Source organism: Romboutsia sp. CE17 (assembly GCF_012317385.1).
Lineage (GTDB): Bacteria > Bacillota > Clostridia > Peptostreptococcales > Peptostreptococcaceae > Romboutsia_E.
In genome coordinates, this window is sequence record NZ_CP051144.1 from 312,925 (window position 1) to 327,318 (window position 14,394).

Genomic DNA, 14,394 nt, shown 5'->3' on the forward strand with positions numbered 1-14,394 from the left:
AGTAAAATGAATTTTATAGATACATTAAAGAGCGTTGACTTAGTATTATCTACTAAAGAAGTACCTTTAGTAGTTGGTGAAAGTGGAATCGGAAAAACAGCTCTAGCAAAGAGACTTGCTAAAGAGAATAATTGGAGCTTAGTTGTTATTGATGGAAACTTACTTAAAGAAGGAGAAATTGGTGGTCTTCCAACTATAGAATCATACATAGGAGTAGATTCTAATGGCAATGAAGTAGAAAAGAAAGCTACTATATATGCAGTTCATAATAAATTAAGAGAAATTGATAAAGAAGTAGCTAATGGAAGAACAGTTCTTTTATTTATAGATGAGATAAACCGTTGTGAACACACAGTTCAACAAGAGCTTATGAACTTAATATTAAACAGAGAAATAAATGGATACAAATTAGATGATGAAGTAAAGATATTAGCAGCAATGAATCCATCAAGTAAGTATGGATCAGATTTTGACTATCAAGTAGTAGATATGGACGCAGCACAAGAAAATAGATTTGTATGGTTAAATATGGAACCTGATTATTCACAATGGTTAAGATGGGCAATAGATGCTGGAATTGAACAAAAGGTTATAGAATTTATTTCTACATTCCCAGAATATCTTCATAAAATAAATGAAGACGATGTAAGAGCAACACCAAGAAGTTATGAAAGAGTTTCTAAAACTTATAAAATGTATAAAGAGAAAAAAGATTCAATACCTAGATCTGTATTCTTAAATGTTATAAAAGGAAATGTAGGTAAAGTTATAGCAGAAGAATTTATAAGTTTTGTTGAAGCAGATTCTAATCCATTAATATCTTACAATGATGTATTTTGTGGGGAAACTCTAAGCGAAGAAGTTATAGAAAGAGTGAAAAATGAAAGCCATACAAGACTTTACTTATCGGCAATGAATATTTTAAAAACTTTAGAATCAAATATTGAAAATGATAATTTTGATTATAAAAATAAAATAAATAGATTTGTAGAATTTATAAAAACATATCCAATAGATTTAATGGTAGGTATAATGAAAGACATTAAAAATAGCTATGTGAAAGTTTATCAAAAAGCTATAGAAAATGAGGATTTCGTAGAAGCATACTTTGAATCTTATAGCTTAATAAGGAGCTAATTATGGAAAATAACTTTGAAAAACAAGCAAAAAATCTTTATGAGAAATCAATAGAAATTGTTAATAGAGCAGCTACTTTAAAAGTAAATAGTGGTGATGAAAGATTTCAAATAGAAATAAGCGATGATTTTAAGCGTGAGTTTTTAAGCCTTGTAGATAAAGTTAACTTAAGTCTTATGGAAGATAAGGATAATTTTTATGGGTATTTCTTATTCCAAATGGGAAGAGAAATAAGATTTGATATAAGTAGCCCTACATCAGTTAGTTTTAAAGGAGCTAAGTATATAATATATTTTAACCCTATAATTTTCTTAAACCTTAATATGAGACAAATGGAAACTACAATTAAGCATGAAATTCTTCATATATTATCACTACATTTAGTAAGAGCAAAAGAGCTAAAAGGCAAATACAGTACATTAGCGATTAATATGGCAATGGATATAGTAGTAAATAAATATTTAAATAACTTACCACCATATGCAACTACTTTAGAATGGGTTAACTTAAACTATTCTTTACAATTAGAACCTTATGAGCCTTTTGAATATTATGTAGAAAAAATTCAAACAGAATTAGATTTACAAGATTATGATAAAGATGGCGAGGAAAATGATAATAGTCAAAATGAAAATATTGAAACTGACTATAACCCAGAAAATACTCACAAGACTTGGGAAGATTCTGATGATATAGATGAACAAACCATTAAAGAGTTTACAGAAAAGTTCATTAATAATTCTCAAAAAGGTAAAGTTCCAGCATATTTAGAAGATATGATAAACTCACTTAAAAATAGCAAAGGTGAACTTCCATGGAATTTATATCTTAGAAGATTAATGGGAACAGTTGAAAGTAATAAAAAGAAAACTATAACAAGAAGAAATAGAAGACAGCCAAATAGATTAGATCTAAGAGGAGAGCTTAGAAGTCACAAAGCAGAAATAGCTGTAGCAATTGATACAAGTGGAAGTATTAGTGATGAAGAATTTAAGCAAGCAATCAAAGAAGTTCTTAATATAGTTAAAAATTATAATCACGAAATAACTATTATAGAATGTGATAATGAAATAAAGAGAACATATAAAGTTAAATCTGTAAAAGATATAAAAGACAGACCAGCAGTAAGAGGTGGAACTAAATTTACCCCAGTTTTTAAATATGCTAATAATAAAAAAATTAATTTATTAGTGTACTTCACTGATGGTAAAGGAGAAACTAGGCTAGAGGTAGCTCCTAGAGGTTATAAGGTACTATGGGTTATTTCTGGAAGAGGTGATAAACTTTCTTTAATAGAACCTTATGGAGCTGTTAAGAAGCTAAGTAAGGTTGAAGTGAAAGATAACCTATTAGATATGAGTGATGTAAGAGATGATGGATATTCTATGAATAATCAAGCTCCGATTTTATAAAAACTACATGAATATATGAAATAAAATGGTAGATATAAAATATTAATTAATATTTTATATCTACCATTTTTTAATTTAAACAATAAAATATTTTTCTATAAGAAGAAATAAGAAGTAAATTAAATGTTAATAATATATAGAAATACTAATAGAAAGGAAAAAATACTAGAAATGAGGCTATCTAAATCTATTGATAAGAATTATGAACTTATAGCATCAAAATTAAAAATAAAAGACAGTTTTGATATAATAGCAAGAGAAATTTATGTGGGCGGGAAAAAATCCTACTTATTTTTCATAGATGGATTAGCAAAAGATGATGTAACAGAACGAATTTTAAATACTATAATGAATATACCAAAAGAAGAAATGAACGCAATTCAAAATATAAATACCTTTATGAATAAATACATAGCTCATATAGAAGTAGACAAAGAAGATGATATAGATAAAATAGTTACATCTGTTTTAGTAGGGCCAATGGCCATAGTTATAGATGGATTTGAGGAATGTATGTTACTTGATGTACGTACTTATCCAGCAAGAGGACCTGAAGAACCACAAAATGAACAAACTCTAAAAGGTCCAAAAGATGGATTTGTAGAGACTATAGTTATGAATACAGCATTAGTAAGAAGAAGAGTTAGAGATGAAAACTTAATTTTTGAAATGTTAAATATAGGTAATATGTCAAAAACTGATGTATCCATAGGTTATATAAAAGGTGTAGCTGATGAGAGTAAAATAGAAAAAATAAAAAAGAGCTAGGAAATATTGATGTAAGAGCTTTAGAAATGGGTCAGCAAAGTTTAGTAGAATCATTAACTAAATCAAAGTGGTACAATCCATTTCCAAAAATAAAAACGACTCAAAGACCAGATACAGCAGCAGCTCATTTAAATGAAGGTAAGATACTTATAATAATTGATACATCACCAAATGTGATAATTTTACCAACTACTATATTTGACTTTATGCAAGAGGTAGATGATTATTATCAGCCAGTATTAACAGGTAATTATTTGAGATTGATAAGAAATTTAACTTTACTTACAACCCTTATACTTACGCCTATTTACTTGCTAATGCTAGAATATATAGACATACTTCCTACATGGATTAGATTTATAGAACCAGAAAAAGGATATGCAGTTCCAATTATTATACAATTTTTATTACTAGAAGGGGCAGTAGATGCATTAAAATTAGCATCATTAAATACACCCGGTTCACTGGGAATGTCACTATCTGTAGTAGGTGCATTAATACTTGGTGAATTTGCAATTAAAACAGAATGGTTTGTACCAGAAACAATATTATATATAGCGGTGGTTTCTTTAGGAAGCTTCGCACAAACAAGTATAGAATTAGGATTTGCTATTAAACTATGTAGGATAATGATATTAATACTTACAGGAATATTTGATATATGGGGATTTATATTAGGATTAATAATAACTATAATTTTAGTAGCTACTAATAAAACAATCGTTGGAGGATCTTATTTATATCCGTTAATTCCTTTTAATAGAACAGCATTTATGAGGCAAATATTTAGAACTCCTATAAGAGCTAATAATAAAAAATAATATTTGAATTTTAGATTAAAGTAATGTATGAAAAGGGTAGATTAAAGTTAAGTATTTATGGTTTTAAGCTACTCTTTTTATCTTTTATGAATTAAATATTACTTTGTTGACTTTTGTATTAAATCAAGATACAATATAAAACATAATCAGTCGGATGACCGACTGGATATTTAGTCTTTATATAAAATAATATTTTTTATATGTATGCTTAGTAAGAATATAATTATTTAGAATATTTAGTAGAATTTATTAATTAACTGAACATGAAGAAATAATAGTTTAATAGGAGGTATTTATGGGGAGATATACTAGAGAACCTATAAATGGATTTACACATTTAGGTGGTGCAATTCTTTCTTTTTTTGGATTATTAGCTTTAGTTATAAAGACTACGCTAACTAACCCTTCTATTGTAGATATATCTGCAGTTATTATATTTGGTATTAGTTTAATACTTCTTTATAGTGCATCAGCTACATATCATTTAGTGGTAGCATCGGAAAAGGTAATTTCGTTTTTAAGAAGAATAGATCATTCTATGATTTTTGTTCTTATAGCAGGTTCTTATACTCCTTTTTGTTTGATTGGATTAAAAGGGGTAACAGGATGGATATCATTTATCATAGTAGCTACCATAGCTATATGTGGAATATTATTTAAAATGATATGGTTTAAATGTCCTAGATGGATATCTACATGTATTTACATAGGTATGGGATGGATATCTGTATTTTTAATAAAGCCACTTTCAAACTCTATACCATTAGAAGGTGTATTCTTATTAGTATTAGGAGGGATTTTCTACACTATAGGAGCAATAATATATGGAATCAAGCCTGAAGCGCTTAAATTTAAAAAATTAGGTTTCCATGAAATATTTCATATTTTCATATTATTAGGTAGCCTTTGTCACTTCTTTGCTGTATACAAATATGTAATATAAAAGTTTCTTAAAAGATATTAGTTATTTGCTAATATCTTTTTTATTATAGATTACATAGAATATAAAAATAAAATTCATTTTAAAATATTAACATTCTTTAATTAAAGAACATAAAATATAGAGCATTGAAAGCTTATTATAAGGAGGTATATCATGGATAAAACTTGTCCAGAGTATGATATTCAAAAAATATTTTCTATGTATAATCCATCCAAACCAAATGCATATGCTCAAATAAAGGGAGGGCCTTTGGCATCTTGTATTAAAGGAACTATTTATTTATATCAATTAGAAGATGGAGTATATGTAAAAGCATATATAACAGGAATACCAAATACAAATAATCAAACTAGTTCATTTCATGGACTCCATATTCATGAAATAGGAGATTGTACTGTAGGAAATAAAAATGATCCATTTACTAATGCTAAATCTCACTACAATCCAACTAATGCAGAACATCCTATGCATGCAGGAGATTTACCACCAATACTATCTGCAAATGGAATAGGAATCTTATCTGTATTTACAAATAGATTTACTGTAGATGAGGTTATAGGTAAGTCCTTTATACTTCATGAAAAATATGATGATTTTACTTCACAACCTGCTGGAAATGCAGGATCTAGATGGGCATGTGGAGTTATAACTTATTATTAAGTAGTAGATATTTAAATAATAAAGCCATATTAATTAAATAATTAATATGGTTTTATTTAATTATATTCCGATTATAAGAAATACATATTAATAAACAATCATTAATTATAATAATAAAAATATTATAAAAAAAGTTGTAAATACAACTAAATAATAATATAATAATTCTTGTGCAATTTGCAAAACTTTAAAAATATAGTTGTTTATGCAACTTAGATTATAAAATAAACAATAGGAGGACATATATGGGTAATAATCAACAAATTTTAGGAACAGAACCTATAGGAAAATTACTACTAAAATATTCATTACCAGCAATAATAGGTATGATGGTAAATGGATTATACAATGTAGTAGATAGAATATTCATAGGAAATATACCAGGAGTTGGGCCACTTGCAATAACTGGTTTAGGAGTTACTATGCCGATAATGACTATAATATTAGCATTTGGTCTTTTAATAGGAGTAGGAACAGCAACTAATATATCTATTAAATTAGGTCAAGGAAAAAGAGAAGAGGCAGAAAAGCTTATAGGTAATGCAATCACATTAGCAATAATAGTTGGATTAATGATAACAACATTAGGAATTATATTTGAAGACCAAATATTAACATCATTTGGAGCAAGTAAAGATAGTTTATATTATGCAAAAGCATATATAAATATAATATTATTAGGAAGTGTATTTAACTTAATGGGATTTGCATTTAATCATATTATTAGAGGAGACGGAAACCCTAAACTTTCAGCAATAATAATGATTGTAGGGTGTGTGACAAATATAGTTTTAGATGCAGTATTTATATTTGGATTTAATATGGGAATACAAGGAGCAGCTATTGCTACTGTTATATCACAATTTGTAACAGCTGCTTGGGGACTATCTTATTACTTAAGAGGAAAGTCTAATTTAAGATTTGATAAAGCTAATTTAAAATTAGATAAATCATTAATAGCTATAATATTCTCGATTGGAGTAGCTCCATTTGCTATGCAAATAGCAGCAAGTTGTGTTCAAATAATAAGTAATAATGCCCTTAGAACTTATGGTGGAGATTTAGCTATAGGTGCTATGGCTACTGTAAACTCTATAGTAACGTTACTAAGTATGCCTATAATAGGAATAAGTCAAGGAGCACAACCTATAGTTGGATTTAACTATGGATGTAAAAGATATGATAGAGCTGAAAAAACTCTTAAAATATGCGTTTCAGCAGCAACAATAGGTCTATTTATAAGTTGGTTAGTCGTTCAATTTGTACCAGGGCCAATAGTAAGCATGTTTAACAGTGATGCTGAACTTGTAAGAATATCAGTTGATGGAGTTAGAAAGTACTTATGTATGATGCCTTTAATAGGTATGTCTATAATTGGTTCTAACTATATTCAATCAATTGGTAAAGCTAAGCAAGCAATGTTTTTAAGTTTACTTAGACAGGTAATATTATTAGTACCTATGATGCTTATATTACCAAGAATTTTTGGACTAAATGGTGTTTGGTTTGCTCAACCAATAGCTGACGTAATATCATTTATAGTGACATTTATATTAATAAATAGAGAAGTTAAATCTCATAAGAAAATAGAAACAGAATGTGTAGCTTAAAAATTTAAAATTAGTAAAATAATAATTATAAATAAAAATAAAAAGATGTCTATTTAATGATAAAAAATCATTTTAAGACATCTTTTTATTTATTATAAATATTGATTTATGTTTTTATATTTATACTATTTTTTTAGTTTCAAAAACATTTTGCTCTTTGTTCATTTTTATTATTGAACTAGTAGAGTATAATAGACCAGAATAAGCTACTACAGCGTATACTATTGTAGATATCCATCCAGCAGTAAATCCAGATTTATCAACGATTACTCCAAATAAAGTAGATCCTGCTCCAAATCCAGCAGCAAAGAATATTTGAACAATACCTAATATAGTACCGAATTCTTTATTACCGAATAAAGCCCCAGTCATATAAGATGGTCCTATTATATATGAATACATAGATATACCTAAACAAATAGAAAATACAAAACCAAGCATATTTATTTGACCTACAAATATTAAAGATAATCCACCAGTGATTACCAGTAATCCTGCTAACACAAGAGATTTTGTTATACCAAGTTTATCGAATAAAACACCACCACATAGGTTTCCAAATACTGAAATTAAACCAAATAAAGATGCTACTAATGCTGAACCTAAAGTGAATATTTCTTTTTGCTCTAGTGTTTGTAAGTATGGGATAAATTGTAATGCCATTCCACCAACATATAGACCAACAAAAATAAATGATATTGCGAATATCCAGAAATACTTAATTTTACTTACTTCTGCAAATGTATATCCCCAGTTTGAGTTTTCATTTGACTTATTTTTAGCTTTTTTAGGCTTATTTAATTCTAATTCAGCTTTTGATTTTGGTAATCTCATTATAAATAATGCTATAGGTAAAGCTACTATTATAGCTAATAAACCAAATCTAAGGTAAGCACCTTTGTAACCTATTGCTGGATTAGATAGCCATTTTCCTGCAAATTGTTGAAGAACCATATTTCCAAGTCCTCCACCAGAGAATGCAAGTCCCATTGCTATACCTTTGTTTTCTACGAACCAGCTATTTATAAGTGTAGGAACACCTATAGCAGATATTATTGCAGAACCTATTTGTACTAATATAGATAATGCGTAGTAAGCAAATATATTACCTCCAGCTAAAGACATAGCTGAAAATGCTCCACCAACTAAAACTACACCAAGTACATAAAGTAATTTTATGTTTGCTTTAGGATGAGAATATAGCTTTCCTATAAAAGGAGAGCATATAGCAGATACAATAGTACCAATAGTAAATATTAATGAAAATTGAGTATAAGTAAAACCTTCTCCCGAAGTTACATAGTTTGTAAATGCAGGTTGGATATTAGCAGCTAATGAATATGGTACAGCTTGAATAAGCATACAACCTACAACTATTAACCAACCATAAAAAAATGTACTTTTACTTTTTGCGTTTTCCATAATGAATACCTTCTTTACTGTTAATTTTTAGTATAATTTAAAGAATTAAAAGTAAATATTACTTCGAATTATACTTTAGACTTTAATAAACTTATAAAAAGTTATTAGATGCAAATAATAACATTTTTCGACAGATAAAACAATAGGGAAAATTTGAAAATAATTGACTAAATCAATTTTATAAAAAATTAATTTATTTTGTATTGATATATATGAGTAATTTACAATAGTATATTTAATTGAATCAAACGCAATATTGAAAATTATATAATAATTCTTTAAAGCTAAACATTCAATTAGAAAAATTGAATTTCATAAATTCAAATTTTTCTAATTGAAATTACATAAAAGCTTATATGTTCTAGGAGCAATGGATAAAGAAACAATAAAATACATTATATAGGAATGTAAATAAAAAATCGATACTATAGAAAGTATCGATTTTTAGTAATTACACACACATAAGATTATATTTGTTCTATTAATCCATAGCCATCATGTCTTTTATAAACAATATTTATCTCTTCAGTGTCAGAATCTCTGAATACAAAGAAGTTATGACTCAGTAAATCCATCTGAATAATTGCATCCTCAGGAGTCATAGGTTTATTTATATTAAATTTCTTAACCTTTTTTATTTTATTTTCATGTTCATCTTCAGGTGAAATATAGTCTTCGATATTATCAAATCTTATACTAGCATTAGATTTATTTTTCTTAGATAGCTGAGTTTTTAGCTTTCTTATTTGGCTATATAGTTTATCATAAACTAAGTCTATAGAAGCATATAAATCTTCTGTAGAATTTTCAGCTCTAAGTATAGTCCCACCTTTAGTGAATATTGTAACTTCTATCTTTTGATTTTTTCTTTTTACATCTAACTTTACATTAATATCAGTATCTTCATTTAAGTATTTTTCTAACTTGCTAAACTTATTTTCTATTTTTTCTTTTATTGCATCTGTTAATTTTAATTGTTTTGAAACTATAGTTATATTCATAATTCTAAACCTCCAATAAATTTAGTTTGTTATACTCTTTATACTGTCTTCATTTTAAATTGATAAAGATTATTCAATAATCTCATTTTTTTTAAAGAAGGTAAATATTAAAAAACCACTAAATAGGGTAGCTATCAAAAGTAATATTTTCTTCATAGGCAACACTTCTTTCTTTTAAAATTTTATTTATGATTTAATTATATATGGAAAATGTTTGCAATAAAAGTCTATATTTTTACTGAATTTTCTGATAAAATATTGATTATACGGTGTTTTTTATTTAAATCTAAAAATATAATAGAAAATCATAAAATATAATAGAAAATCATAATATATAAGAGCAAATTTAATAGTTAACATAAATTAAGAATAAGAGGTACTAAATAATTATTTAGTATCTTTTATTTATATAGTGGAAAATCATTAAGCTAGAGAAAGCTAAAATCTTAATAAGTTTTTAAATTTAACAATATAAATATAATACTATTTCTAACATTAAAAATTTAGATTATAATAGAGTTATTAATATTAGGAGGTGTGTACGTTGTATTTACAGAAACCTGGAATGAGAAACATAAAGACAGGTATAGGTGTAATGTTATGTGCGTTAGTTGGATATTTAAACATATTAGATAAGACTTTGTTCGCAGCTATAGCTTGCATTGTATGTATGCAAACCACAGTTAAGGGGTCTCTTATTGTAGGTATAAATAGATTAAAAGGTACATTTATTGGAGGTGTTATAGGTTTTTTATTTGTATTAATAAGGCCTGGAGATCCTATATTATCTTGTTTAGCTGTTATTACAACAATATATGTTTGTAATATTTTAAAAATAAATAAATCCATAACTATTGCATGTGTAGTTTGTTGTTCTATATTATTAGGAGTTGATTCTACAAATCCTGTTTATTATTCTATTCATAGAATAGTAGATACATCAATAGGAGTTATTATAGGTGTTGGAGTAAATTACTTCATATATAGACCGAACTATTTAGAAAGTATATATAACGAAATAAAGGTGATAGAAAATACATCTATCAAGTTATTAAAAAGAGAAATAGAAAAAGGTAACAACGTAGATATATCTTTATTAAAAGATGAAATTACAAAATTAGAAGAACTATATAAAAACTTTTTAGATGAATTAGAGTATAGTAATGATGAAATTGACAATGAATCAATAAATAAAACAATAGCTAAGTGTAAGCAGATATATTTACATCTTCAAGTATTAGAACATATGAAAGATAAATGTTACTTAAATAAAGAAAATTATATTAAAAGTAAAGATTTATATGATGAATTAGATGAAAAAGTAGAAATAAAGGACAATATAAGTCCTGTTTATAACTACCATATAAGAATGATAATAGAGAGTATTAATGAAATACAAGATGCTTATAGTGGTATAGAGAATATAGAAGCAAGAGCCTAATATATTTAAGGTGACAATGTCAACTAAAAGTAAATATCTCAAGTAGGATTTTAAAATTAAAAAGTATATATAGAGCTTTATCTATTATTTATTTACTATATTTATAAAAATATAATTTAGATTAAAATATATATAAATTACTATGTTATTTGCAATTAAGTGAATAGTTTATTTATTTTGTATTTTCAGAATAATTTGCGAAATAATGTCGAAAAATATTTACATCTCGACTATACCGTTATATAATTAACTAAACTAACTAATTTGGATAAAACAATCAAGAAATGGAGATGACAACATGGAGTTAGTAGGAATATTAATTATAATCGTCGGATTTGCATTAAAATTAGACACTATAGCTGTAGTAGTAGCAGCTGGAATTACAACTGGGTTAGTAGCTGACATGAATATAATGGAGATACTAACAACTTTAGGAGACGCATTTATAACAAACAGAACAACTTGTCTATTCATGCTTACAGTTCCTATTATAGGTTTATGTGAGAGATATGGGTTAAAAGCTAAAGCAATAATGCTTATAAAAAAGGCAAAAGGATTATCTACAGGAATATTATTAAGTGGATATACTTTTATAAGAGAAGTAACTATAGGAATGGGGGTTACACTAGGTGGTCATCCTCAATTTGTTAGACCTTTAGTAAGTCCAATGGCAGAAGGTGCAGCAATTGCAAAATATGGTGAACTAGATGAAAAGGATTTAGATAAAATAAAAGCTTACTCAGCTGCATCAGATAATATCGGAAATTTCTGTGCACAAAATGTATTTATGGCTAATTCAGGTGTACTTTTAGTTGCATCTACACTAGAAGGCTTAGGAATAAAAGTAGATACACTTCAATTATCAAAAGTAGCAATACCAGTAGCTATAATAGCTTTAGTATTGTGGGTAAGTCAAAATATATCATTAGATAGAAAATTAAAGAAAAAATATGAAAATAGAAATAATGTAGGAGGTGCAGCATAATGGACATGACACAACTTTCAAATACATTATTACAGATATTCTACATGATGATAGGATTATACATGGGAGTTACCATGGTATTTACCTTAAAAGATAAAAATCATAAAACTAGAATAGGTACAGCAGTATTTTGGGGAATATTATCTGCAATATTTATGTTTGGAGATTATATACCAAGTTCGATAGTAGGTTTACTTGTAGTAGTAATAGCACTTTTATCAGCAACTAAGCAAATAAACATAGGAACTTTAAAACAATTAGATGAAACTTTTGCTAACTTAAAGGCTGAAAAACTTGGTTTAAAGATATTTATACCATCGTTATCAATAGCTATAATAGCAATGCTTATAGCATCATTTACTTCATTCCCTGGAACAGTAGCTATAGGTATATCAGCTACAGTTACTTTAGTAATAACATTTATAATAACAAAAGCAAAACCAAAAGAATTCTTAGAAGATAGTAATAGAATGTATCAATCAATGGGATCATTTACTATATTACCTCAATTACTAGCTTCATTAGGTGTATTATTTACAGCTGCTGGAGTAGGAGATAAAATATCTTCTATAATATCAAGTGTTATACCAAGTGGAAATATATTAGTAGGGGTTATAGCTTACTGTTTAGGTATGGCAATATTTACAGCAATAATGGGTAATGCATTTGCTGCATTCTCAGTAATAACTGTAGGTGTAGGTGTTCCATTTGTATTTGCTCAAGGTGGAGATCCAGTAGTTTGTTCAATGCTAGCATTAACTGCAGGATATTGTGGAACATTATTAACACCAATGGCTGCAAACTTTAACGTATTGCCTGCAGCATTACTAGAACTAAAAGATAAGAACGCAGTAATAAAAGCACAAGCAACTTTTGCAGTAATCTTATTAATAGTTCATATATTCTTAATGTACACTTTAGGATTTTAATAGAAATTTAGTTATAAACTTTTAGGAGGAAATGTCATGAAGATATTATTAACAGGATTTGATCCATTTGGAGGAGAACCAGTAAATCCAGCTGAAGAAGCAGTTAAAATGGTAAAAGACAACATTAATGGAGCTGAGATTATAAAAATAACTATACCTACAGTTCAAACTAAATCGGTTCAAGCAATAGAGAGTGCTATAGAAACTCATAAGCCTGATATAGTAATATCTGTAGGTCAAGCAGGAGGAAGATTTGATATAACTCCAGAAAGAGTTGCTATAAATATAGATGATTTTAGAATAAAAGATAACGAAGGTAATCAACCAACAGACGAAATAATAAAATCTGATGGTCAACCAGCATATTTTTCAAACTTACCAGTAAAAGCTATGGTAAAGCATATGAATGATAATAATATACCTGCTACATTATCAAATACAGCTGGAACATTTGTATGTAATCATGTAATGTATGGAATACTATATATGATAGATAAGAAATATCCTAACATAAAGGGTGGATTTATACACATACCATATATGACATCTCAAGTCATGGATAAGAAAAATACACCATATATGTCATTAGAAGAGATAATTAAAGGATTAGAACTTGCTATAGAAGCATGTACTTTATACACTGAGGACATTAAGACGATAGGTGGCGAAATTTGCTAATGAAGAATATAAATCTTTTTGTTTATGGAAGCTTAAGAGAAGGATTTTTCAATTATGATAAGTATCTATTAGGAAAAGTATCAAAAAATATAGATGCAAAACTTACTAATATGAGGTTATACCATATGCCTTATAAAGGATATCCAGCCATAACACATGGAGAAGATGAAGTATTTGGAGAAATAATAGTTATAGATGAAGGCCAATACGAAGATACTATGAAAGCCATGGATGAGATGGAAGGATTTATAAGTGAAAATAATCCTGAAAATGAATACCATAAAGTTATTCTAGAGGTTGAGAATCTTGAAACTAATGAAAAGGAAAAATGCTTTGTTTATTTCTATAACAAAGATAAAGATGAGCATTTTGAAGAAGGTTCTGTATATATTCCTCATGGAGACTGGAAAAAATATATGATAAGTAAATAATTACTTTTATAATAGCCGTATTACAAGTATGTGATACGGCTATTATTATATAAAATTATGTATAAATAACTAGTAGGTGATTAATAAAATAAAAAATCAAATTATTCCAAAACAATAATATGGGTATATAAATTTAATAAAATTAAAAAATAATAA

General features: G+C 27.2%; 12 protein-coding genes and 1 pseudogene. 11 read left to right on the top strand and 2 right to left on the bottom strand.

Features of this window, described 5'->3' with window-relative positions; translation table 11 throughout:
* Nucleotides 1–6: 6 nt before the first annotated feature.
* The 6 genes and pseudogenes from HF520_RS01585 to HF520_RS01610 all read left to right on the top strand — a co-directional run bounded on the left by HF520_RS01585 (nucleotide 7) and on the right by HF520_RS01610 (nucleotide 7,351).
* Nucleotides 7–1,137, top strand: a complete 1,131-nt coding sequence (locus HF520_RS01585) for an ATP-binding protein (protein WP_168572362.1) — start codon at nucleotides 7–9, stop codon at nucleotides 1,135–1,137.
* 2 nt (nucleotides 1,138–1,139) lie between these two features.
* Complete coding sequence (locus HF520_RS01590) at nucleotides 1,140–2,549, top strand: vWA domain-containing protein (protein ID WP_168572363.1); 1,410 nt, start codon at nucleotides 1,140–1,142, stop codon at nucleotides 2,547–2,549.
* 171 nt (nucleotides 2,550–2,720) lie between these two features.
* Nucleotides 2,721–4,138 (top strand): annotated as a pseudogene (locus tag HF520_RS01595) (spore germination protein).
* Between the two features lie 295 nt (nucleotides 4,139–4,433).
* Nucleotides 4,434–5,081 (top strand): PAQR family membrane homeostasis protein TrhA, encoded by a 648-nt coding sequence (gene trhA / locus HF520_RS01600; RefSeq protein ID WP_168572364.1) that lies wholly within the window; start codon nucleotides 4,434–4,436, stop codon nucleotides 5,079–5,081.
* Nucleotides 5,082–5,234: 153 nt separating this feature from the next.
* A complete protein-coding gene (locus HF520_RS01605) occupies nucleotides 5,235–5,741 on the top strand; it encodes a superoxide dismutase family protein (RefSeq protein ID WP_168572365.1) in 507 nt (168 codons plus the stop codon).
* A 245-nt stretch (nucleotides 5,742–5,986) separates the two neighbouring features.
* Entirely contained in the window at nucleotides 5,987–7,351 is a 1,365-nt protein-coding gene (locus tag HF520_RS01610) for an MATE family efflux transporter (RefSeq protein WP_168572366.1), read from the top strand.
* A 120-nt stretch (nucleotides 7,352–7,471) separates the two neighbouring features.
* On the opposite strand, the gene HF520_RS01615 is transcribed toward HF520_RS01610, so the two are convergent.
* Together HF520_RS01615 and hpf are read right to left on the bottom strand one after the other, a co-directional pair.
* A complete protein-coding gene (locus HF520_RS01615) occupies nucleotides 7,472–8,773 on the bottom strand; it encodes a conjugated bile salt MFS transporter (RefSeq protein ID WP_168572367.1) in 1,302 nt (433 codons plus the stop codon).
* A 467-nt stretch (nucleotides 8,774–9,240) separates the two neighbouring features.
* Nucleotides 9,241–9,774, bottom strand: a complete 534-nt coding sequence (hpf, locus tag HF520_RS01620) for a ribosome hibernation-promoting factor, HPF/YfiA family (RefSeq protein WP_168572368.1) — start codon at nucleotides 9,772–9,774, stop codon at nucleotides 9,241–9,243.
* 544 nt (nucleotides 9,775–10,318) lie between these two features.
* Here hpf and HF520_RS01625 point away from each other — a divergent pair.
* From HF520_RS01625 to HF520_RS01645, 5 genes are all read left to right on the top strand, one after another.
* Nucleotides 10,319–11,215, top strand: a complete 897-nt coding sequence (locus HF520_RS01625) for an FUSC family protein (protein ID WP_168572369.1) — start codon at nucleotides 10,319–10,321, stop codon at nucleotides 11,213–11,215.
* Nucleotides 11,216–11,513: 298 nt separating this feature from the next.
* Nucleotides 11,514–12,200, top strand: coding sequence for a DUF969 domain-containing protein (locus HF520_RS01630; RefSeq protein WP_168572370.1), 687 nt, complete (start codon nucleotides 11,514–11,516; stop codon nucleotides 12,198–12,200).
* Complete coding sequence (locus HF520_RS01635; protein WP_168572371.1) at nucleotides 12,200–13,129, top strand: DUF979 domain-containing protein; 930 nt, start codon at nucleotides 12,200–12,202, stop codon at nucleotides 13,127–13,129. Before HF520_RS01630 ends, HF520_RS01635 begins: the two co-directional genes overlap by 1 nt.
* A gap of 36 nt (nucleotides 13,130–13,165) precedes the next feature.
* The gene (gene pcp / locus HF520_RS01640; RefSeq protein ID WP_168572372.1) at nucleotides 13,166–13,807 is read left to right on the top strand and encodes a pyroglutamyl-peptidase I; all 642 of its coding nucleotides are present in this window, start codon (nucleotides 13,166–13,168) and stop codon (nucleotides 13,805–13,807) included.
* The gene (locus HF520_RS01645) at nucleotides 13,807–14,238 is read left to right on the top strand and encodes a gamma-glutamylcyclotransferase family protein (RefSeq protein ID WP_168572373.1); all 432 of its coding nucleotides are present in this window, start codon (nucleotides 13,807–13,809) and stop codon (nucleotides 14,236–14,238) included. The genes pcp and HF520_RS01645 overlap by 1 nt, the downstream gene beginning before the upstream one ends.
* The last annotated feature ends 156 nt before the right edge of the window (nucleotides 14,239–14,394 follow it).